Below are 24848 nucleotides of genomic sequence, written 5' to 3'. Positions count from 1 at the left end.
TCTATTATTTTTTTAAAATACCAGTGATATTAATACTCCCAAAAAAATCTCCAGGGAAAAATGAAGTATATTTTTATTTCCCTCTTCAGGAATATAATATGGCTTTATCTTTTTTGTAATTAAAAATTCTTTGAAATATTCTGCAAGATATTGCAGTCTTGAAAGAAGATTTCCTTCTTTAAGCATTTTTACAAGTGCTAAAACCGCACCTAAAAGAAATGAAATTATTATGCAGTCAAATACTGCCTTATATCCCAAAAACGCTCCCACCACAGCTAAAAGCTTTATGTCTCCAGCACCTATCATGCTAAAAACAAACAATGGAATTAAAATTATAAGGGGAATCATTATCCCTTCAAAAAAATTTAATGTTCCTGCCAATAGTCCTCTAAAATACAACTGACCTGTAAGCCCTATAATTAAACCTGTTATTATAATTTTATTGGAGATTTTTAAGGTTTGAAAATCATAGAATACTGCCAGAAGCAGTAGCAGAATAAGAAGACCGTGATAAATCAGATACAATATATCACCCTTTCTTATGAAATTATTTTCGTAAAGCGGACATTCTTAAATCCGCTTCGCTACTTCCTCATGAACGCAGTGGCACTTTGTGCCACCTGTCAGAAGGGGCTTTAACCCCTTCTGACACTAGTAAGCTTATACCCCCGCTTAAAGCTTACGCTTTTGAAGCGAGGGATTGCTTACACTGCGTTCAAAGATTTAATAGTTAAATTGCCTGTTAATAATACTCAGATTATTTTTTTGTGTCCATAGGCATTTTTAACAAATATTTTTTTGAAATCCCATTTATCCACAAATAATATAAAAATAAGGTGCTTTTTCCCATTTTGTTTTTTTAGAAAAAAGCACCTTTATAACTATGCTAAAAATCCTCTTGAAACTCCCTGATCATCGGTCATTTCATTAAGACTACCTTTTCCATAGGTCAGTCCCGCATATACTTTTTGTGTATTTTGCATAAGAGCCGGAGATTTATCATCTTTACTTAGCTCAAAAAATGCATCCCTTAACTGCTTTACAATCTTTTTTGCATTTTCTAATTCTTCAACTTCTTTTTTAACCAGACTTTCCACCAGACATCTCAGTAAAAATCTGTGGATTTCAATTAAATTCATAAACAGGGCATGACTATAATTAAGATTTTCCATAATGTTTACAATCACTGCCTGAGCCTTGGATAAAGAAACCTTAAACCCATCGTAATCACCGTCATTTAAGGCTAAAATGCCGTCGTCTGTATAAGCAGTAAACATGTCGTATAATACCACAATAATCTCAGTTTTATTACTGTTTGCAATCCGATTGGTAAACTCACTTATCTGTTCTCTTTTCATAGACATTTTCTCTTTCAATTAATTATTAAATTATTGTAAAAGCTGTAAAGCTGTCTCCGGAAGGTCATTAGCCTGGGATAATACTGAGGTTGCAGCCTGTACAAGTACATTTTTGCTGGTATATTCAGTCATTTCCTCTGCCATGTCCACATCTTCAATTCTGGAAACTGCTGCTGTCATATTTTCACCCATGGAGTTAAGGTTTGCAATGGCATGCTCAAGTCTGTTTTCACAGGCACCTAATCTTGACCTGGTTTCCGAAATTTTTTCTATTGCCTTATCAAGCTTATCTAAAGCTTTTGTACAGCCTATTGTACTCTTATAATTAAGATCATCTATTCCAAGACTTTCTGCAGACATATTAGGAATTCTTACTTCAATTTCCTGACCTGCATTTGCTCCAACCTGTAAAGTCATGGTTCCCATATCCGTAACTTCTATTTCCAGCTCATAACTGGTAGAAGACATAACAGTAGGAACTACTGAAATATGTGAAGATGTTGCGTTTGTGGCATCAGCGGCAGTAGGCATTGCAAAGCTTGTAGATGCAACTCTTCTGTCTATTACAACTTCCATTTCAAATCCATTTTTATCTATAATACTTATCATATTTCCGGAAGTCGAAATAGCTGCTGTAGATTCAAATCCATAATAATCTCCACTTTGAGCATCTTTTGTAAGGTCTGCCTTCGCATCAAGACCGTTTATGGTAATATTTTCAGAACCAAGTCCTAACAGATTGGCAAGACTTTCATTACTTACTTTAATTTCCATAACTGCCTTGCTTCCATACTCATCTGATACAAAAGTCAATGCTTTAGAAAAGTCATATGCTCCTGCATAAGGAGAATATCCTGCATATTTCTCATTTGAACCATCTGTACTGTAAGGAACATTGGCATTTTCATCTGCCATAAATACGGTAACATCCGCAAGTTCAGCTCCCTCACACATTTTCTGGTAAACATCCGCCGGAGAATCTCCACCGTTTATTTCAATTTTTACTCCATTAATTGTGATAATACCGCCTTCATTTGTTCCAACACTTGTCTGAGCACTTAATGTAGAATCCGGATCAGACTGGAAAATCGCCTGGCTGGCATCACTTAATACTGTTATGGAATAATCCCTTGCCGGCACATTATCAGATAGTTTTTCCATTGTGATATGGGTTGTATTAGGATAAACTCTCCTGTCAAGATTTCCATTTAACAAAGCCTTCTGGTTAAATTCTGTATCCTGGGAAATCCTGTCAACTTCAGCTTTTATGGCATCTATTTCCTTTTGAATTGACTCTCTGTCAGATGTGCTGTTCGTTTCATTTGCAGCCTGTACTGCCAATTCACGCATTCTTTGAACTATGGCCATTGTTTCATTAAGAGCACCATCTGCAATATCAATAACAGAAACACCGTCTGAGGAATTTCTTGATGCCTGTTTTAGTCCTGAAATCTGTGCATGCATCTTGTTTGAAATAGCCATTCCTGCGGCATCATCTCCGGCATGATTAATTTTTAAACCGGATGATAGTTTTTCAACTGATTTTGCCAGGGCAGTTTCATTTCTAAGTAACTGATTATTGGCTTTTACCGCCGACATATTATAATTTACTCTCATCTTCTCACCTCATATTTTCCTTAACTGTTAACCTGATTAAGTTAAGCTTTCTCTTTTTCTTTCTTCAAATATTATATCGGAATCCGAAGTTGTAATAATTACCAAAGTCACTCAATGTTCAGCTTTTCATCACTTACAAAAGTCAAAAATGATTTTGCTGCATAATAAAGTTCTTTAGTTTGCACTTCCTCATCCTGTGTATTTACTTCTTTGTTGCTTTTATCTGAATTTAACATAAATTTGTTTATTTCCAGGGAATCTGAGCTTAAAACCACCAGATTTACCATGTACTTATCATTATCAGATAACATTTCCTTTAATGTGTCACCATTGTCTTCTAAAAGTTTTGCGCTCTTTGCATACTTAGCTGCAATAAAGGCATTTACAATCTTTCCCTTTATGGAAATTTCTGCTGCCACTTCACCTATTGATTCGCTGTCAAAGGTAATATTTACCTTTCCCTTATCTTCTGCATTGGCGCCTCTGATAATCTTTAAATTAATACCTGTAAGCTTATTTCCAACCATTACCGGCACACAATAATTTTCTTCCTTTGCCAGCTGTTTCATAAGGAAAAGCTGCTGCTGCATCATTCTTACGGCGTTTACATTATCATAGGTATCACCCCAATAGGTCATTGCTTTTAAAACATTTTCTGCTTTATCAGCCAGTTCATTAAGAGCCTGAGCCATCTCTTTGGGACTTTTAACACTTTCTGCAAATTTCTCCAATACCTGTTCTTTTAAATCTGCTACCTCGATATCATCATTGGCAGATTCCAAAACCTGATTAAACCAAGTATTTCTCTTATTTAACATATTTCCTGCCGCCAGGATATTGTAGGCAGTAAGAGGAATATTGCAATCTTTAAGCAGGGCAAGCACCTGGCTTTCACTTGTGGAAAATTCAGAAAACATTCTTGCTTTTTCATTAAATATTTTATTTTCTTCTTCAATAACCGCTTCTTCATTTTCACAGGTATAAAGATAATCCTCTAATTCATCCAAACCAGCACTTTCAATATCTGAAACCTTTTCAAAAGATGCCAGCTTTTCAGGGGATATTTTATTTAAAATACTCTTTGCCTGCTCTTTATTGTACTCATCAGAATTTTTGTTATCCTTATTACTGTTATCAGAAAATGCAGTCATTGCCTGACTGGTTATTTCATTGTTAATTCCGGTAAATTCAATGCCAAAAAAGTTGTCATCAATAGAATAATCCATTCCGGAATCCCTCATATTTCTTGAAGCCGTCATAAGATTTTTCAGGGTAATTTCCGCATTTTGATTCATCAAAGCTCCAAGAAAGGCCCCGTCTGATTTTTCAATTACATTTAGTATTCTGTATAATCCAACATAGGATTCTCTTTGCTCAAATGTAATTTCGTTATTATTTTCTAATTTCCACAAAAATTCACTATATTTCTGGCTGTCCTTTTGTCCGTCGCTGTTGTCTATTTTGCTTAAGGTCTCTTTAAGCTCATCCATGTCCATTTCAAGAGGATTAATTTTATCCTTTATTAGCTTCATTACATTTGACGGTGTAAGGCCTTCTAAAACATTATTAACTTTAAGAAGTTGAACTTTTACCGTTTCAATATTTTCTTTAGTAATACTAATACTGTTATAGGCAAGAATCCTTGTGGCCTGACGGTTTTGCATACTGGTTTCAAGATTCATGGATTCAAGTATTGCATCCACATTCCTAAATGCCTTTTGAATATTATCTCCCAGGTCTTTTCTCACATCTGTCATGGATTCTTCATATCTGTCAAGGGCTTTGTTACTCTTTGATAAAGTCTCATAGGAATTATCTTGTCTTTCATTAAACTCCTGTAAAACAATCTGACCTTCGTAATATACAGTTTTAATATTTACAGATTTGTTCCAGACATTTTCTACTCCCAAAACCGTATCAGGAAGATTTTTCGTTTCCGATACGACATCTAAAATCTCATTATAACTTTTAATATTTTCATCATTGGCCTCAAGACCTTCTGTTAAAAATAAAAGTTCGTAGATTTTTTGTTTTTCTTTTCCCAATTGTGTAACAAGACTTTCCAAAGGCTCTAATTCTACATCAATGCCCATTTTCATCATTCTTACAAAGGAATGGGAGGTCATAATAAGTCTTGTCTGCTCAAGACGGGCTCTGTAGCTTATATACATGTATAGGTTCTTTTTTTCCTTATTTCCTTCAAAGTCGAAATTTTCAGAATCCTCCAATACTTCTGTTTCCGATGCCTTTGTAACAATACTCTTTATTTCCAATAAGGTATTATCATATTTAATATTTTCAATATCTATTTCCCGATTCTTATTAGCGGCCTGTCTCAAATTTGAAATAGTCAGCTCTTTTGTCTCATAAACAAGGGTAGCCAGATCAATATCACTGGCATTTTCAAGGACTTCTACATACTCTATTGACTTTTCATATAGATTTTTTTCATCTCCTGTAAGTAAAGCATCCGTTGGATTTTTTCCCAACATAATAGCATTGGCAATGGAGTTTATTACAGTTTCTTCATCTACAGGAAAAGTAATATTTGTAATAGCCTTATACTTTTCTATATTTTTTCCGGTAAGTTCAATATCATTTTCAATCATCCATTTTGAAATACTAAGATTTTCATCACTTATTTCAAAACCCTGAGATTTTAAGATACCTACTACCTGTTCTTCTAACTGCTGCCATTCTTTCTTTGACAAATGCTTAGTATTTTCTTCACTGCTGCCACTGTGTTCAGCCACATAAAGATTATTTATTGTAGGCTCTAAATCATTTTCTAAAATGTATTTAATACTGCCCTCTCCAGGTGTCATAAGGTCACCTGCAGTTTCCAAAGCCTGTTTCGACTCATAAATATTAATATCATTTACCGGAATATCCATAGTAGAAAGTTTATCCGAAAGACTTGAAGCCAGACTGGTGTTTCCCACTGCCCCTTCAATATCTGTAGCAGAAACCTCGCTTCCAAACATTTGAAAATCCTTCCCCTTTGCCAGGGCGATTTTTATTTTTTCCACAACAGTAATAATGCCCTCCACATCTGTATCTTCCAGGTTAAATCCTTCCCCCTGAATGATTTTGGCATCATTTCCTGTCATATTTTTAGTTATATATTCCAGCTGCTTTTTTACAAGGGCTATATCTTCCTTGCTAAGTTCCTCGTTTTCACCATTTTTCAAAGTATTTAAAACCTCATTAAAACTTTTTTGAATATTGGTGGATATTACACTATGGGCTTCATAATCAATGTTAATATTATTGCTTTTCTTTTCTACTTCAGTCTCACTTTCTTTAATATTAATCCCGGAAATATTAGGATTAGGTACTTTTGTAAGACTTGCTCCTTCAACTAACATTTTCTTTCCTCCATACTCAAACCTTGATTATACGCGTTTTGTAAGCAGTATAATCACCTTAAATAAACATTTCTTCTTCGATTTGTATTTCGACAGATTTAAAGAATAATATTAGTTGACCACATTTTCCCCTAATTAATTCACATCAAAAAAATGATACAGCTAATGAACTGTACCACTTTTTTATCATTATTAAAATGCTAAAATTTAAAAATCGCAACTCCAAAGGCCGGCAGCTTATATGCAAACGAAAAAGGTCTTCCATCACATTCTTTTTCTTCGCTTTCGTAAACTAAATCTCTCTTGGTTCCGCTACCACCGTATTCTTCTTCGTCACTGTTAAATATTAAAGTATATTTCTTCTTTTTAGGTACTCCCACCCTATAATCATCTCTGGCAATAGGAGTAAAATTACAAACCACTAATATACTGTTTCTCTTTTTTGAGGAATGTCTTACATAGCTAAAAATACTTCTGTAGGCATCATCTGCATTTATCCATTCAAAGCCCTCTCTATAAAAATCCAGCTCATATAATGCAGGATATTTATTATAAATATACAATAAATCCTTAAAGAAAAGCTGTAACCTTTGATGTGATTCTTCCGCTAAGAGATACCAGTCAAGCTCTCTTTTTTCACTCCATTCCCTTAGCTGTCCAAATTCCTGCCCCATAAAAAGCAATTTCTTTCCGGGATGAGTAATCATAAAAGCATAACCTACCATAAGATTTTTAAATTTATCCTCTATACAACCCGGCATTTTATTAATCATGGAACATTTTAGATGAACAACCTCATCATGGGATAATACCAAAATATAATTTTCGCTGTAATTATAGCTCATGGCGAAGGTCATCTTATTATGACATCCTTTTCTAAAAAGAGGATCCTGCTTCATATAGTCTAGAAAATCGTGCATCCATCCCATATTCCACTTGAGATTAAAATAAAGACCACCTTTTTTAACATCTCCCGTAACCATAGGCCAGGCCGTTGATTCCTCTGCAATCATCATAATTCCCGGATTTCTTCCACGAATCAAGGAATTCATATGCTTAAAGAAATTAATAGCCTCAAGGTTTTCATTTCCACCATATTCATTGGCAATCCATTGTCCACTTTTTTTGCCATAGTCCAAATAGAGCATTGATGCCACCGCATCTACCCTTAATCCGTCTATATGGTATCTTTCAACCCAGTTTAATGCACTTCCAATAAGATAATTTACAACTTCATTTTTTGCATAGTTAAATATCTTGGTTCCCCAGTCAGGATGTTCCCCTTTTTTAGGATTTGGATATTCATACAATGCCTCACCGTCAAAATCCGCAAGGCCGTGGGCATCCTTTGGAAAATGAGCCGGAACCCAGTCAAGAATAACCCCGATATTATGTTTATGAAAATAATTCACCATATAGGCGAAATCCTCAGGACTTCCGTATCGTGAGGTAGGTGCATAATACCCCGTTACCTGATAGCCCCAGGAGCCGTCAAAAGGATATTCGGAAATACCCATTAATTCTATATGAGTAAATCCCATATTCCTTAAATAAGGAGTAATATTCTTAGCAAACTCCTTATAAGAATAAAATCCGTCTTCTCCCCTTGGATGTTTTTTCCAGGAACCAATATGTGCCTCATAAATAGCAACGGGACTTTTAAAAATGTCCTTTTCACTTCTTTTAGTCATCCATTTGTCATCTTTCCATTTGATATCGTCTACATCATAGACAATAGATGCCGTTTCCGGTCGAACCTGACTAAAATTTGCATAGGGATCTGCTTTGTAAAGCTTTTTCCCGTTTTTTGTGGTGATACAATATTTGTAAACAGCACCTTCCTTAACTCCCGGAATGAAAAGTTCATATATACCATTTCCGTTAAGAAAATTCATAGGGGAGGCATGTTCATCCCAGCCGTTAAAATCTCCAATTACATGAACACATCTGGCATGAGGTGCCCATACGTCAAAAAAAGTACCAATTACACCGTTTTTTTCAACAACATGTGAGCCCATTTTTTTATAAATCTCATAATGAGTTCCCTGACCGTATAAATACATGTCTAATTCACCTATAAAATTATCTGAATCCCATTTCTGCATAGGCTCCCACTTCTCCTTTTTTTATTCTATATCCTTTTCTCTGATAATGGTAAATCCATCTTCGTCTTTATCTTTAGAGAAAAGATTTCCAAGCCTTCTTCCAAGGCCGGTAGATGAAGCTTTTTGCATAGCATGATCAAGTATTTCTATAACTTCATCCAAACTTGTCTGACTTTCGTCATATCTCATCTTACCAAGCCTTGTATAAAGAGCTAAAATACCCATTTCTTCAATTTTGAAATTATGCTCTTTTACATACTCTTTTGAAAACTCAATAAGTTCATCGTTATTAAATTTAGGAATGTTTATATTAATATTGAATTTTTTTGCAAACTTTGGTGCTTTGGATAACATTTCAGTCATTGGAGCAATTTCATCCTCCATAATAACCGTAAGTCCACCGGTTTTTCCTTCCATAACCTTAGACAGCTCTTTCACCTTTTCCGGTAAAAGATCCCCAGCTTTTTCAATAATAAGGTAACCGCCCTCAAGCTTTTTAATAAGTGAGCGTATCTCTTTATTATTTAATTTTTCTCCGGATACCTTTCCAACCTTACTTTGCTTTCCTGGAAATTCCTTTCTTATGGCCTTAACAATGTTGGTACCAAGCTTAGTCTTTCCAGAGCCTGTTCCCCCTGTAATAACAATATTATTCTTAGTAGAATCTTTTCTTGCCCCAACATTTAATTTAAGGGCGGTAAACATACTGTCTAACTGCTCTTCCATACCCCTTACCTGCATAAAATATGTAAAAATCTTCTTAACATTTTCATCCATATGATAGGTATAGGCTCTTTCTTCCTTATTTTCATTGCTGTTAATTATTGATTCAAGAGTACTTTCTTCCTCATCAATAAGTCTTTGCTCATTGTCAACAAATACTTCCTCTGCCTCTTCTATAGCCTTTTCCAGCAATTCAATGCTTTTATCTTCAGTTTTGTTTCCATCCTCTGATTTTACTTCTTTGACGCCATCAGGTTTGTTCACTTTTGCATTTTTTATTTCTAAAGGCTTAACTTCATAAGATTTATGCTTTTTAGACTTCTTCTTAATATCTTTTAATATCTTTTCCTGCTGTTTTTCAATAACAGGAATATTTCCACTGATATCATTAATAATATTTTCAGCTTCCTCTATAGCCTTTGCCTTTGCCTCTTCAAAATTCTTCTTTTCTTCTTTTAAAATAGCCTCTTCAGCACGCTTTTTGGTCTGCTCCCATTCCTTTAAAACTTCTTGTATACTACTCTTTTTATTTTCATCCTTGGCATATTTATCCTTCTTCTTGTCAAAATCAAGATTTCCGGCTATTTCTTTTTCCAGGATACTTCTGTATTTTTCAACAAGTTCAGAATTATTATCGACAAATACATGCCCTTCCCTGGTAGAATTACTGTGTTCAACCATATTTTTAATGTTATTAATGGTAAAATTCACAGTTTCCTTTTCTGTGGCATTAATAATAGTCTGCATGCTTTTAGCAAGTTCCTCCTGCAAATGAGAAGTATTAAACTTGCTGGTGGTTATTTCAATAGGCTTAATATTCAAATCATTAGCACTTTTTTCTGTCTTTTCATCGGTGGTTTTCATTTTCGCTTTTTCGTAATATTCAAGCTGAATTGGAGTAAGTGTTTCGTAAAGCATCTTTAACTCCAATGCTCTGTCAACATATTTACCCTCACCAAACCACAAAAAGAGCTCATCGCATTGCTCAACGCATTTATTAATCTTTCCGGCTTTATGATATAAATATGCAAGCTCGTAAAGCCACTTCTCATTAAATTCATGCTCTTTGTATTTTTCAAGGACATCCACCTGTTCTGCCACAGGTGCATTAGAAAACTTTAATAATTTGTATCTTAAAATAAATCTTCTTGTATCTTCCGGAGCAACATTTGCAAACTCACTGTAATAGGCAGTTGCATTATTAAACTCCTTTAATTTAATAGAAATATTTGTAAGTCTGTATAAAACAGCCTTTCCCTTAGGTGCCAAATCATAGGCTCTTAAAAGAAGGTCCCTGCTTTCAAAATATTTACCCACTCTCTCGTATACATAGGATAAATTAGTAAGAAGGTTAATACTTTTAACCTTATCCATTTCTATCTCATCCGCAATCTTACTTGCAGCCACAAAATCCTTCGCCCTAACAAGTCTTTTTATCTCATCCAATTTTAACTGAAATTCATATTTATCCACAATTATCACCTCACCAATATAAAAATATATCATGAAAAGCACAGCTAAAAAGCATAACACTTCTAACAGGTATGCTTTTATTCTTATACATTTATTTGCATAAATCTCCCATATATCACATTTTACAACATTTAATATTCCCTTACAATCTAAACTTATATCACTTATTCACTAATAGCTCAAAAATCCCCAAAAGACTTTATCTAAAATAATTAAAAAATGGCATTTTAATGTCCCTCTATAGCTTTATTAGTAAAGCGGACATTCTTAAATCCGCTTCGCTACTTCCTCATGAACGCAGTGGCACTTTGTGCCACCTGTCAGAAGGGGCTTTAACCCCTTCTGACACTAGTAAGCTTATACCCCCGCTTAAAGCTTACGCTTTTGAAGCGGGGGATTGCTTACACTGCGTTCAAAAAGATTCGAATATCTAATTTCCTACTTTGTATCGTCAGCATTGATTTTTATATTTACCTAGGTAATTAAGGCAAAAAAGATGGATGCCCCCTGTCTACTTGACAGGGGGCATATCAAATACAAGATAGCATCCATATATTTTGTTTGGTTCAAAAATATGTGTCCATGATTTTTGTTACATATCATTTTTTACGGTATTTACTTAACGATTAACAATTTCATAATACTGCCTTGAAGTAATCCTGTAAACCAGGCAATATACCAAGGCAAAAACTGCTATTGATGAGAAAATTGTTATATTAAAGGTAAATGCATCTACATAAAGTATCATTCCCAAGAATAAGCGAATAATGCTGCTGGCTACTACTGTATGAATTCCTGCCGCTATAATAGGCATAAAAAACATTATCATCACTTGTCGGTTTATGCTGGATTTTACTTCTTTTTCAGTAAGCCCCACTTTTTTCATGATTTCGTAACGGCTCTTATCCTGATATCCTTCAGACATTTGCTTGTAATAAATAATAAGTACCGTAACCATTAAAAATATTATAGCCAAAAATATTCCCACAAACAGCACACCACCGTATAAGCTTATAAAAAACTGCGTATCTTCCTGCTTAATAATAATACTATAATCATCATTATCACATAAAGAAGACAGCAAGGCTTTAATTTGAGAGATTTCATCTTCAGACATCCTTTCTTTTAAATTAAATGAACTTATATACTGCATAGAACTCTTAAGGTTTTCAGGAATACTGGGATCATTTTTAAGGAGTGAAATAGCTGTTTTTTTGTCAGGAACAACAATATAAACACTGGTAAAAAGATCCATAGTAGAATCCCTAAATAAGGATAATGTTTTATATTCTAAATCCCCCATGGCCTTATAGGTGTTATTGCCGCAGGTTAAATGAGTATATTTATTTTTTTGGGAATCAATAACTCCCACTTCATCCTTTTTAAGCTTTATAGGCTCCTTAGCAAATTTATTATAACTGTCTTCCAATATAATATAGACATTTCTCCAGACACTCATATTATATCTGTCATCATCTGATAAATATCTGAAGTATCCTATTTCATCGCCTTCATAAAATCCCCATTCACTGCTCCACAAAGCCCTGGTTTCTATATCTTTTATATCTAATCCTTTTAATTGTTTTACTGCATTTTCAAATTTCTTTCCAGATTCTTCATTCTCAGTGGTATAGCGAAAGATTATATCTTTAGGACAACGATTTTCTATGCTTCTTTTTCCAAGGGCTGATAAAGAAAACACGCTGCTTATAAGTATAATTACAGCAGTAGACAATACACATATTGAAGCAAGTCCCACAGCATTATGCTTCATTCTGTACATCAAATTTCCAACCCCGATAAAATTATTGGTTTTGTAATATAGTTTTTTATTATTTTTAATCCATTTTAAAATAGCAATGCTTCCTGCTGTAAATAAACAATAGGTAGCTAAAACCACAAGAAAAACTGCTAAAAAGAAGAAAAATAAACTATCTATCGTATTTTCACAATTTATAGCTATATAGTATCCTGCTATAAGAGAAATAAGGCCGATTATCAATATTAAAAATTTAATTTTAGGTTCTTTTTCTCCTGCTTTATTACTTCTTAACAGTTCTACCGGTTTGCTTAATTGTATGGAACAAATATTATAAATTAAGGCAATCCCATAAATAACTGTAGCTAATATGCAAGTCATTATCACCGACTTTGTTGAATAAACCATTCCTTCCACAGGTTGCTGATTTGTAAGTTTATATAAAACCATAACCATTAATTTATTTAAAAAAGTACCTGCAATAATGCTAAAGGCAAGACTTATTATAAGATAAAATGAGCTTTCGTATAAAAGCATAAGATTTATGTTCTTTTTTGTTAATCCAAGTATCCCGTAAAGCCCTATCTCCCTTCTTTTATCCCTCATAATAAAAGCATTGGCATAAAGGATTATTACTGCTGCAATTATGGCAATTATGATGCTTCCTATCATAAGAATGGAAATAATATGTCCGGCACCATAAAATACTTCTTTTTCATCTTTTATGAAAAAATCACTAAATGCCATGGATGAAATAATATAAAAAGTCATCATAGTTAAAATACTTACAATAACAAAAGGTATTCTTGTATGGCGACTTTTCGCCATGCTATTTTTAATAAGGCGGATGAGAAGTTTATTATTCACTGTCATCTCCCCCTCTCATAAGAACTGTTACACTGTCACAGATTTTATCAAGCATTTCATTTTTAGTCATTGCCCCTTTATAAAGCTGATGAAATACTTCTCCATCTTTAATAAACATAACTCTGTCTGCATAACTGGCTGCCACATTGCTATGAGTTACCATTAAAATAGTCTGACCTTTTTTATTAATTTTTCTAAGCTGGCTTAAAAGATTTGTTGAAGCTTTAGAATCTAAAGCTCCTGTAGGTTCATCTGCCAAAAGGATTCTGGGATTTGTAATAAGTGCCCTTGCTATAGCAGCCCTTTGTTTTTGTCCTCCGGATACTTCATAAGGGTATTTTTTTACAATATCTCTTATTTCAAGATTTTCAACTATGGGAATCATCCTGCTTTCCATCTCATCATAATTTTTTCCTTCAAGCACCAAAGGAAGTAATATATTATCCTCTAATGAAAAATTATCTAACAAATTAAAATCCTGAAAAATAAATCCAAGATTTTCTCTTCTAAACATAGTTCTTTCTTTATCTTTAAGTTTTGAAAAATCTTTTCCATCCACCAAAACGCTCCCCCCACTAGGAACATCTAAGGCTGCCATAATATTTAAAAGGGTTGTTTTTCCACTTCCGGATTCTCCCATTATGGCTACAAACTCTCCCTCTTCCACTGAAAAATGAACATCTTTTAAAGCTGTTACTTCATTGCCTCCAAAACGTGTTTTATATACCTTTTTTATATGATTAACTTCTAGTAATGACATGATTTTCTTCCTTTCTTTTTATTTAATCTATCAAGGATTTTCTTTTCCAAAATATATATTTTGCTCTAGCTAAAACTTATAAAAATATATAACTCCTATTCTTTACAATACTAATATATAAAAAAAAGGATTGTGAAACCATTTCTTTGGCTTACAATCCCGGTTTTTAAACTTACATTTTTGTAAGATTGGATTTTTTTAACAGATCTTTTTTACAAATTATTGAAAAAGTACTTCCTTTTCCCACTTCAGAATAAAGCTTTAATTCATGACCTAATTTTTCACAAATGCCATTGCAAAGATAAAGTCCTATGCCACTGGCCTTTTTGTCTAAGCGGCCGTTAAAACCGGTAAAACCTTTTTCAAAAACCCTGGGAATATCCTCAGTTCTGATACCGATTCCCGTATCTATAATATTAATTGCCACAAATTCTTCATTTATTTTTCCGGTAATGGTAATACCGCCTTCATTGGTATATTTTAAAGCATTGGAAATAATCTGTTCTAATACAAAAGAAAACCATTTCTCATCTGTTAAAACAGAAATATCAAGATTTTCAAGCTTAATGCTTAAATGCTTTTGAATAAAAACAGGAGCATATTTTTTTATAATCTCCTTAACTATAGTATCTATTTTTTTATTTTCAATAACTAAATCTGAAGACATACTGTCAAAACGAATATAATTAAGAGCCATTTCAACGTAACTTTCTATTTTAAATAATTGATTTTTATAATCTAAAGAACTTTCTTTTGATGTATCAAATAAGGCTCTTAAGGCTGAAATAGGAGTTTTAATCTGATGTGCCCATAATGTAAAAAAATCTTCCTTTTCCCTGATGATTTTCCAATACTTTTCTAAATCCTTCTTTTCTGACTCTAAAAGAAGCTTATTGCTTTCGTTATTATATTTTTCTACTAATTTCTTGTTTTTATTTAAAGTAATTCCTATAAGAAGTCCCCAAATAATTAAATTAAAAACTACAATATAAATAATATATTCTCTAGTAATATTATAAAGATATCCTATTGCCATATCTATTAAAAGATTACAAATACAAAAAATCAAAAGATAGGAATTTTCTTTTAAAATACTATTTTTCTTCCACAATGTAACCCATCCCCCTTTTTGTAACTATCATATCCTCTTTACCAAATTTCATAAGCTTTTTGCGAATTCGTGTCATATTAACCGTTAAAGTATTATCATCCACAAATTCCTCGGCTCCCCAAAGCCTTTCCATAATCTGCTCACGGCTTACAAGTTTTCCCTTGTTTTCAAATAATATTCTAAGGATTAAAAATTCATTTTTAGTAAGATCAATCCTATCACCTTCATAAATCATTGTGCATTCATCTAAATTAAGGATTACATCGTTAATTAATAAGCTATTTGAACTGGCAAAAACCTCACCACTACGCCTTAGTACTGCCTGAATTTTTGCAATTAAAACCGACATATCAAAGGGTTTTGATATAAAATCATCCCCTCCCATGTTCATTGCCATTACAATATTCATGCTATCATCTGCAGAAGAAAGAAACACTATAGGTACCTTTGAAAACTCACGAATTTTAGTGCACCAATAAAAACCATTAAAAAAAGGAAGGCCTATATCAAGTAAAACCAGATTTGGATTATACTCTTTTAATTCTCCCACGATATTTTCAAAATTCTTTACGCACACCGCATCCATATGCCAGCTTTTTAACTGTTTTATTATACTTTCCGCTATAACTTTATCATCTTCCACTATAAATATTTTACTCATCTTATTTTCCTTTTTCATTATTTTTCTTTTGTATTAAATTATATACTTTTGTTTTTTTTAAATGCAATTAATAATTAAATCCAATTTGGAAATGCCTATTATCAACTTATGTACCATTTTGTTTTTTTAAATGCAATCAATTATTAAATCCCCTTTGGGGACTTTCACCTGTTAGAAAGATACGCTACAAGGCACACCGCAAAAAACCGGCTGCTGAATTTCTACAACAACCGGTTAAATAACTACCATCATACTTACCTTTTCTATTTTCTACTCATGATTATTTCCAAACTTTTTATAGGGAAATGAAACTACTACCAGTAAACCACATAGTAAAAAAGCAAAACTAATACCTGGAATAATATATTCTATTAATGCACTTCCAAATATATTATAAAGCAAGTCCTTAATACCAAGATTTATCAATGAAGCATCCGAAAGCATTGAAAATGTAGCTATTTACATAACCACCGTAAAAATACCTAAAAAATAAAAAACCATCCTATTGCCTTCAATTTTAACAAATTGCTTGATAATAATTCCTAATGCAAAACCTATTAGCAAAAATAATAGTGGTTTAATAGATGCACCAAATGAAAGAATTGAACTAATGTTATATTCTTTGCTAATTTGCTCATAACCGTTACGTGTTGCAATAACATTTATCAACACGTATACCATTATCATTAAAAAAGACGCTCCACAACTTACAACCTTCTTTTTCATAAAAATCACCCCTTATCAAATAGACATTGAAGCTATTTTTTTATTTTTATCATAATTATTTAAATCTCCTATAGTTAATTTTCTTAAATCGCGACTTCTTATATGTGAATGTTAGCATTATTCTGAAAATGATTAAAATAACTTTTTTTTACCATTAATGTTAAAAAATCTACCATACTTCTATAATAATATGAACTTACATAGATTTATTAAAAAATATAATATTGGTATTAAATTAAGAAATTTACAAATAATATAGAATTAACACAAGAGAGAAATTTTTCTTTAGCTTGTGGAGACCGTGTAAAACTAAAACTTTAGTAGCAATATAGTGGTCGTAGAAAACAAGAATCCCACGACTTTAGTTTTGTGTGGAGTGTCAACATAGTTAATTTGCATAAAATAATTCATTATCAAATAATATTATTATAGATTTTTTTTCTTGCATTTTTTCCATTTATACTATATACTAACTTGGTGTCTTAAAGACATCTTCATCATTTTGTGAATGGGATATTAGCTCAGTTGGTAGAGCACTTGACTTTTAATCAAGTTGTCCGGGGTTCGAATCCCCGATGTCTCATATAGTACAGAAAAGAACATCCTTACAGGATGTTCTTTTTTTGCTTTGCAAACACAGGTTTCATAAAATAACGAAGTGAATGTATCTAATTCAGACACCGTAAACACAAAAGTCTTCAATGAAACTTTTGAGAAACCCGGTGGTGAAAATTCCAAAGTAACAGAGCGTACAATCTTTTTCCAACGGAAAGAACATGAGTACGATTTGATGTATCATGTTTATTTCAGAAAACGGTGATGCTTTCCCTGATAGATATGCTCCGTTGACACAAGCACAAAATGATTACTTCACGGTTTTTTAATTTTAAAATCTTTTGTTTCATAATTTTTTAATCTTTTCTGAGCTGATTATCTCATAAATATTTTTCCTGTTTGTTTCCCTTTTTTTCACTCCTCACCTTTTTTATTCTGTTTTCAGGTTTCATAAAAACTCTTATTAAAACGGACTTTAATAAATCAGCTTCCTTACTTCCTCATGGACACAGAAACATCTTTTGCTCCATTTCAAAAATAACTTTGCCATTTTCTATCACAAGTAAGTTTTTGTCTTATTTTAAAACTCACCCTTAGGAGCAAGATATTGTTTACACTGCCCTAAAGATTCTAATAATCCTAGTGTTGCATTGCGTACAATTAGAACCCAATGAGTAATTATAGTATACATTTACGCATTCATTAAGTGAAAATATACAAAAATATTTTACTTTGCCCTCACATTTTCAGCATATTACATAAAGTATTCAAGTTTTTTTAATAGGAATTTTTAAATTCAAATAATTATTTTCAATAAATTCAGAAAATAGTATAACTATTCTTTTGCTACACCTTTTACCAAAATAGAATAAAGAATATAATAATGTAGAATATCAATTATTAACCAAAACTCAAAGAATATCAATTTTCCACGATACACAAGATTAGATAAAAAATTTCGTATTTGACTTATTCAGTTGTAAAAACCCAAAAAGTATACTTGAATTTTTTCAGAAAATAATTATCCATTATTCAATAATCCTAGAACAAAAAATACTGAAATTTCCGTAACAGAAATCATACAAAATCTTCCTATAGCTTTCATTAATAAGAACAGTTAAAATAGTCTACGGATATTTTTAATTAAAATTAAATTATAAAAGGAGAGCCATGAAAAAACGTAAAAGAAAAATACTAATAATTATTAGTAGTTTATTGCTGTTATTAGTTGTTGGATGGGGAATATTTTGTGTGAGAATCTATGATGAAAACATTAATATCCGTTGCGAAACTTATGATTTAACTAAGCTCCGTGTAGAGGATTTTGATGGACTTAACTGCAAGGAATATTCATTTCCGTCAGATAAAGGACAGATGTTGGCAGGATATTTATACAGTGCCGGTGAACATCAGCGGGGAATTGTAATTATCGCTCACGGATTTGGCGGAGGCCATAATTCCTATATGGATTGTGCAAACTATTTCGCCCAAAATGGTTATTTCGTTTTCGCCTATGATGCCACTGCAAGCGATAAAAGCGAAGGTGATGGTATAGGCTGTACACCACAGGGTGTTGTAGATTTAGATAAAGCCATTTCATATATTGAGTCAAATGAAGATATTCCTGATTTACCTATAGTTCTTTTTGGACATAGCTGGGGTGCCTACAGTGCCTACAATGTGCTGACCTACCACCCTGAAATTAAGGCTGTTATTGGGGGCGCAGGTTTTAACAAATCCTCGGATATGTTTGAATCATTTGGTAAGAAGTCTGTCGGCAATATTATATATGCCCTAATGCCATTTGTTAAGCTTCATGAATTTGTTCATTACGGTAAATATGCCGTTAACACAGCATTAGATGCTTTTGAGGCTTCAGATGCCCAGGTGATGGTTGTACACAGTACAGATGATGACATAATTATGACCGAGTATGGATATGATTTATTTTATGATAAATATAAAGATAATCCCCGCTTTAAATTTGTAAAATTTAAAGACAGGGGACACAACAAATTATTCTTTGACCCGGATAACACCTATGTGGACGAATTTAATGAACAATACCAAAACTGGCGTGCAAATCTGGATTATGATACGGATGCCAAGGAAAACCATGACCGCTTTATAAAAGACGAGGCCAAATATTACAAAGAACATCTGGACCGTAGTAAATACTGTAATCGCCTGGAAAAAAAATTGTTTAAAAAATTCCTAAATTTCTACGATGAGGCAATAAAGTGAACTACTCCGACTTATAAAAGTCGGAGCTTCCTGTTTCAACCACTACTGCATCGGCTACGAATATACGCAACACAACGTCTTACACAGTGTCCACAGGCGTATAAGTTAGGGCTATCCCATCCCTACTATATATTTAGTTTTATGCTACTACAAAAAATTCCTTTAGTATGCGCAATCCTTCATGTAAGATGTTGATAGTGGCGTTCTGGTCACGGCTTATTGTAAGATCACAGTCACATTTCATTGTACGAATGGTGAGATTTTTAATCTATATCCATAATTGTTAACTGAGAACGAAATCCTAACTTAGTATCAATCCATAAATATGCCTTGCCATCCTCACAAATTGAACACATATATCAAATCCTCTCTCTAAACTAATACTTTTATCAGCTAACCTATATATTACAAAATCTCCATTATCTTTTTTAAACCAGGCAGATGTAATATCACTTTTACAAGAATACTTATTATACTTCTCAAAAACCTTCACCACGGAAAGGTTTTGTCTAATCAAATATTCCATGTATTTCTCATAAACCTTAGTATTTAAAGATACATCTAACTCTTCGCAACCGACATACTCTAAAGAAAAATCAGCCTTAGTAGGATAATTATCTATTTACGCCGTTTAAATGCTTTGATGACCATTGTAAAGCGGACATTCGGAATCCGCTTCGCTACTTCCTCATGAACGCAGTGGCACTTTGTGCCACCTGTCAGAAGGGGCTTTAACCCCTTCTGACACTAGTAAACTTATACCCCCGCTTAAAGCTTACGCTTTTGAAGCGGAGGATTGCTTACACTGCGTTCAAAAACCCCTATCTCTCGATTTATATTGCTAACTTCAAGCACACTCCTCTTATTATCTTATAAGGATTCTCATCTATATTCTGTGTTTTTAAATTATAGATATGAAACGAACATGCTGGTAAACTATGTCAGAAAAAAAACTTCAAGTCGCAAATCTTTTTTATACATAATTAATTTCATCATTATTCATTTTATAAGATAATTATCACATATATTGTGCATAAACAAATTAAATTAAAAAACAGACTATCCTTGCAATTTCAAAGTTAGCCTGTTTACCATCGCCCATTCTTATTCACTTTGTCATTCATCTAGCTCTAGATTTTCTTCAAATAACTTTACCATAGCTTCTATATCACATACAAGTTATTGATAATAAGCTTTCTTTTTAGGATTTCTACAGCCTTGCAATACAGTTCTAATCATTTACCCATCTTATTTTTCTGTTCCGTTGTCATAAAAGCCTCCTCGATTATATATAATCTCCTCTAATGTACTGTAGTGGTCAGACATTTTTGTAACACCTCTACCTAAATTATTCCAATCTTCATACTCCTTTTTTTGAACGATGTTAAATATCCGTTGTACGAATGCGGGCGGATACAGTTGTACCAACTATATGCAAACTGATAGATAACATCGTCGAGTTCCTTATCAGTGCGAAAGTGGTACTGATAAATCAGTTCTGCTTTCATGGTGTTGTAATAACGTTCCATAGGCGCGTTGTCATATGGAGTTCCAGTATAAAGTTGTACTAATTTATGTACAATTAGTATTAAATAAAAATATACAAATGCTCCTAGAATGCAAAATTAAAACCGTAGTTTGACAACTGAATATCGCTTAAAAAGTCTAGTTTACTCTTGCAATAAGGTCTGTTAGTGTTCATATAACAATTACTATCTGAGGATAGGAGCGGATATGAACTTTATGTATAAAGGTCAGTTAGATCTGACAGATAGGATAACAATAGAAACAGGATTATGTAAGGGAGAATCTTTTAAGAAAATTGCAAAGAGAATAGGGAGATATCCATCTACTGTTTCGCATGAGGTTCTTGAAAATAGAACTTATATCAGAAACACCTATTTTGCAGGTAAAGATTGTAGATTGGTAAGAAATTGTCGAAAAAAGGGTATGTGTGGCGCTGATGAGTATGCTTGTCATTATTTCTGCAAGCATTGTAGAGGCGTTAATTGCACTAAAATCTGCGATAAATACCAATCCGTAGCATGTCGTAAACCAGAAAGACCACCTTATGTGTGTAACACCTGCAAAGAGCGAAAATTATGTATTAAAGACAAGTATATCTATTCAGCACAGTATGCTGATGCAGCATCAAGTAGAAGACGTTCTGAAAGTCGCCAAGGTATACGTTTGACGGATGAGCAGAAAGTTTTTGTTGATAAGCTTGTTACAAGATTGGTGCGAAAAGGACAACCTTTGACACATATTTATGCGGAGCATGAGGCCGAGATGCCTATATCGTTGAGGAGTCTCTATAATTACATTGATGCTGGAGAGCTAACTATTAAAAATATCGATTTAAGACGTAAAACAAGCTATCGCCAGCGTAGAAAGAATGCAAAGGGAGTATCTAAAGGATTCGCGAATCTGAAGTATCGAGAAGGACGAACTTATGAAGATTTTGAATCGTTCATGAAGTACTCAGCTCTAAGTGTCATAGAAATGGACACTGTTAAAGGTGTTAGAGAAAAAGGCAAAAGACTTCTCACAATGATATTTCGAGATAACTCTATAATGCTGATGTTTCTTATGCAGGATGGTTCATCTTCATCAGTCAAGATGGTCTTTGACTTTCTTGAACGAGGATTAGGTACTGAAAGATTCGTGAGGTTGTTTCCCGTTTTCCTGACTGATAATGGAAGTGAATTTAAAAGACCTGAAGACCTGAAAATGACAGAAGATTATCTCATAAGAACAAATATTTTTTATTGTGATCCAATGGCTTCTTGGCAGAAACCTCATATAGAGAAGAATCATGAATTTATAAGATATGTGATTCCGAGAGGAAAGAGCTTGAATCCATACACTCAGGATGATATGACGCTTTTAATGAATCATATCAATAGCACTCGCAGACAAAGCTTAGGTAACAAGGCACCGTATGAACTTATTAATGAAGATGACGAGGATATGTGGGCATTATTTAATTTATTAAAAATGGACCTCATCCCGCCAGATGAAGTCCACTTAATGCCTGACCTGTTCTTGAAGAACAAGTAAACTTAGATTGAATGCAGATTGTAATTGCGACCATAACTTATGTAATTAAACGAGTCGCTTTTACTTTTGCATAAGAAAGCCGAGTCGTTTGTTTGCTATGCACTTTTTAATTACATACTACATTCGGATGATTTGATTTTAGCATGTTTTATAAAAACTTACACCTGAAATTTAAGTGATTTTAGGGTCAAAAAACGCCTCCATGTAATTGAGCGATATTTCAGTATGGTCTTAGTTTTTCATTCAAGGAATCATAAAAGAACTGTTAGATTCAAATAATCCACAGATTTTTTATTACAAGTCAGTTTTATGGCAATACCTGGTAGACAATCATAATTATTCTGGCAGCTATGTAAACTTCTGTTTGTATCTAAAAAAATATGAGGAATTTGAAAGCTATTTTAAAAAGAGAAGACCTTCTAATGTTAACAATGTAACCTTAAGATATGAAACAGGTATGGAGAAACAAGCTCAGCTTGATTGGAAAGAAAGAATAGAATTTTTTGCTTGATAATGGTGAAAAGATTATTGTTAATGTTTTCGTGCTACTTTTGTCTTATTCACGGTTTAGGGTATACCGACTATCCATTTCAAAAACTCAGGATGTTTTATTTAATTTTTTGGATAACGCATTTGAAGTGTTTTAATGTATTAGGGCAAAGAAAAAACTCCCCTGAACTATTTCAGGAGAGCGAGTTTCTCTTTAATTTTGTAGAATATATATAATCCGAACTCTGTTTTAGACTCAAAACTTCCATCCAGATTCTTAGATCAACACAATAATTATGGCTAGAAAAGACTTTTGATATATCTCTGAATTAGAATTCGAACGAGAATAGATTCGCTATCTTTTTTCTTATGAATGCCAGAATTGAATTATTATGTTGTAAAGACCCATACTAAACTTGATTTCATAACCAAACACCTAAACGATCTCACAATTTTAGATATTTGGTTATAAAATCAAGTAATAGAATATTTATAATCCGTTTTGGTATAAACCTTATAAACTATAATTCAACAGGAAAACAAGGCTACATACAAAAATATATGTTAAATTCCTTATTTTATTTATTAAAATTTCTACAGTGATTATATGGAAGAAGCTAGTCAGATATAAAATATCCTCTTCCCCTCCTATTTAACAAGTAAAAGTCATATACAACTAAGGTAAATATTAAAAAATTCCTTTATCTTAGTTAACGATTTTGGCGAATACCATTGGATTATATTTAGTTCATATCTTAAATTTCTCAATTTATCATAAAAATATACCTCAAATTACACTTAATATCATCTTAAAACCTTTCAAAAGAGCATACTTCTAAAACTTTTTGTATGCTTTTCAATTATTTATTCTATTTTTTAGTAAAGGATTATTACGAATTAGAAATAATATAATAGACTTATTTAACGCTATTTAGAATCCTTTATGCTATCGTTTCTTGGTAACATATTAATTAGATTAACTTGGAACAATGTTATTGTATTACAATTATATTAATATTTCAAGTATACTTTTTTACAAATGTTACTTAAATATTAATAACTTTTTTGTGAATTTTTTAGTCACTCATAAAATAAATACTTTTTTATTGTTTCATATCTTTACTTTAGAGTTAATCACAACATTGATTACAATGTATTGTCTCTATCCCTTCTAAAATTACCGCATTCTATCTCTCATCAAAACTCTTTAATACTGCTATTAGTATGATTTAGTGGACACGAAAAGTACGACACATTAAAATCAATAATAAAGAAAGGATGTGTTTCACAATGGCCCACAATGGCAAACGATACTCTGAAGAATTCAAACAACAAATCATTGATTTGTATTTATCTGGAAAATCAGCGAAACAGCTCGCAGAAGAATATGGCTTAGTCGAGCAAACAATCTACAAATGGAAGAAGCTTTATGCTCCATCTATTGAGGTAGATGAAAATCAAACAATCTCCATGAAGGAGTACAATGATCTTCAAAAGAAGATGCATGAACTTGAAATGGAGAATGAAATATAAAAAAAAGCTACAGCCATATTCGCCAGAAAACAATAATTGAAATCGTTGCCTTCATAACAGAATATCAAAATAAATATCCGATTAAACTCATGTGTAAAGTGTTAGGTATTAATCGCAGCACTTATTACAAGGTCGCTAATCGAACTGAATCTGCAAGAGACTGATGCTGTATCATAATTGTTGACACTTTATACTCGTATATGATGATATATAGTACGAGGAAAAGGAGGTGCTTTTAATGGCACGAAATCAGAAACACTATGATACAGATTATAAGGTTCAGTCTGTAAATTTAGCTAAGGAAATTGGTCTTAGCAAAGCTGCACGTGAACTTGGTATTGCTCCAAGTACACTAAATGGTTGGATAAAAGCCACTCGCGAAGGACGTCTTATTTCAACCCCTGATTCACAGACTCCTAATGAAGCAATGTCTCTTGCT

Annotated in this window: 17 protein-coding genes and 1 tRNA gene; 5 read left to right on the top strand and 13 right to left on the bottom strand. The window is 32.8% G+C overall.

What is annotated here, in order from left to right; genetic code table 11:
• Positions 1-12 precede the first annotated feature (12 nt).
• The 11 genes from BM153_RS07115 to BM153_RS07065 form a co-directional block, all read right to left on the bottom strand.
• Positions 13-525 (bottom strand): prepilin peptidase, encoded by a 513-nt coding sequence (locus BM153_RS07115; RefSeq protein WP_177205608.1) that lies wholly within the window; start codon positions 523-525, stop codon positions 13-15.
• Positions 526-881: 356 nt separating this feature from the next.
• Complete coding sequence (locus tag BM153_RS07110; protein WP_177205607.1) at positions 882-1358, bottom strand: flagellar export chaperone FliS; 477 nt, start codon at positions 1356-1358, stop codon at positions 882-884.
• Between the two features lie 30 nt (positions 1359-1388).
• Complete coding sequence (locus BM153_RS07105; RefSeq protein ID WP_092872173.1) at positions 1389-2975, bottom strand: flagellin N-terminal helical domain-containing protein; 1587 nt, start codon at positions 2973-2975, stop codon at positions 1389-1391.
• Between the two features lie 107 nt (positions 2976-3082).
• Positions 3083-6343, bottom strand: coding sequence for a DUF6240 domain-containing protein (locus BM153_RS07100; protein ID WP_092872171.1), 3261 nt, complete (start codon positions 6341-6343; stop codon positions 3083-3085).
• Between the two features lie 200 nt (positions 6344-6543).
• Positions 6544-8448 (bottom strand): 1,4-alpha-glucan branching protein GlgB, encoded by a 1905-nt coding sequence (glgB, locus tag BM153_RS07095; protein WP_092872169.1) that lies wholly within the window; start codon positions 8446-8448, stop codon positions 6544-6546.
• Between the two features lie 21 nt (positions 8449-8469).
• On the bottom strand, positions 8470-10644 hold the full coding sequence (locus BM153_RS07090) for a tetratricopeptide repeat protein (protein WP_092872167.1): 2175 nt from the start codon (positions 10642-10644) through the stop codon (positions 8470-8472).
• A gap of 619 nt (positions 10645-11263) precedes the next feature.
• Positions 11264-13270, bottom strand: a complete 2007-nt coding sequence (locus tag BM153_RS07085) for an ABC transporter permease (protein WP_177205606.1) — start codon at positions 13268-13270, stop codon at positions 11264-11266.
• Positions 13263-14030: an ABC transporter ATP-binding protein gene (locus BM153_RS07080; protein ID WP_092872163.1), complete on the bottom strand. Its 768-nt coding sequence runs from the start codon at positions 14028-14030 to the stop codon at positions 13263-13265. Before BM153_RS07080 ends, BM153_RS07085 begins: the two co-directional genes overlap by 8 nt.
• 172 nt (positions 14031-14202) lie before the next feature.
• Positions 14203-15141, bottom strand: a complete 939-nt coding sequence (locus tag BM153_RS07075) for a sensor histidine kinase (RefSeq protein WP_092872161.1) — start codon at positions 15139-15141, stop codon at positions 14203-14205.
• Entirely contained in the window at positions 15125-15802 is a 678-nt protein-coding gene (locus tag BM153_RS07070; RefSeq protein WP_092872378.1) for a response regulator transcription factor, read from the bottom strand. The genes BM153_RS07075 and BM153_RS07070 overlap by 17 nt, the downstream gene beginning before the upstream one ends.
• Positions 15803-16261: 459 nt before the next feature.
• The gene (locus tag BM153_RS07065; RefSeq protein ID WP_092872159.1) at positions 16262-16528 is read right to left on the bottom strand and encodes a hypothetical protein; all 267 of its coding nucleotides are present in this window, start codon (positions 16526-16528) and stop codon (positions 16262-16264) included.
• Between the two features lie 510 nt (positions 16529-17038).
• On the opposite strand from BM153_RS07065, the gene BM153_RS07060 reads away from it, so the two are divergent.
• Positions 17039-17111 (top strand) — tRNA-Lys (locus BM153_RS07060).
• A 1142-nt stretch (positions 17112-18253) separates the two neighbouring features.
• Positions 18254-19327, top strand: coding sequence for an alpha/beta hydrolase (locus BM153_RS07055; RefSeq protein WP_092872157.1), 1074 nt, complete (start codon positions 18254-18256; stop codon positions 19325-19327).
• A gap of 301 nt (positions 19328-19628) precedes the next feature.
• On the opposite strand, the gene BM153_RS07050 is transcribed toward BM153_RS07055, so the two are convergent.
• A complete protein-coding gene (locus tag BM153_RS07050; RefSeq protein WP_092872155.1) occupies positions 19629-19853 on the bottom strand; it encodes a hypothetical protein in 225 nt (74 codons plus the stop codon).
• Between the two features lie 817 nt (positions 19854-20670).
• Positions 20671-20910, bottom strand: a complete 240-nt coding sequence (locus tag BM153_RS14395) for an integrase core domain-containing protein (RefSeq protein ID WP_408606176.1) — start codon at positions 20908-20910, stop codon at positions 20671-20673.
• Between the two features lie 160 nt (positions 20911-21070).
• Between BM153_RS14395 and BM153_RS07040 the strand changes: the two genes are divergently transcribed.
• The 3 genes from BM153_RS07040 to BM153_RS07030 all read left to right on the top strand — a co-directional run.
• On the top strand, positions 21071-22387 hold the full coding sequence (locus BM153_RS07040; RefSeq protein WP_207649028.1) for an IS30 family transposase: 1317 nt from the start codon (positions 21071-21073) through the stop codon (positions 22385-22387).
• A 1779-nt stretch (positions 22388-24166) separates the two neighbouring features.
• A complete protein-coding gene (locus BM153_RS07035; RefSeq protein WP_177205605.1) occupies positions 24167-24409 on the top strand; it encodes a transposase in 243 nt (80 codons plus the stop codon).
• 238 nt (positions 24410-24647) lie between these two features.
• Positions 24648-24848 (top strand): transposase (locus BM153_RS07030; RefSeq protein ID WP_143088282.1); only part of this gene is annotated, 201 nt, incomplete at its 3' end.

The organism is Acetitomaculum ruminis DSM 5522 (assembly GCF_900112085.1).
GTDB classification, from domain to species: Bacteria; Bacillota; Clostridia; order Lachnospirales; family Lachnospiraceae; genus Acetitomaculum; species Acetitomaculum ruminis.
Note: the sequence above shows the minus strand (reverse complement) of the source record. Positions and strands in the feature narration are given on the sequence as shown.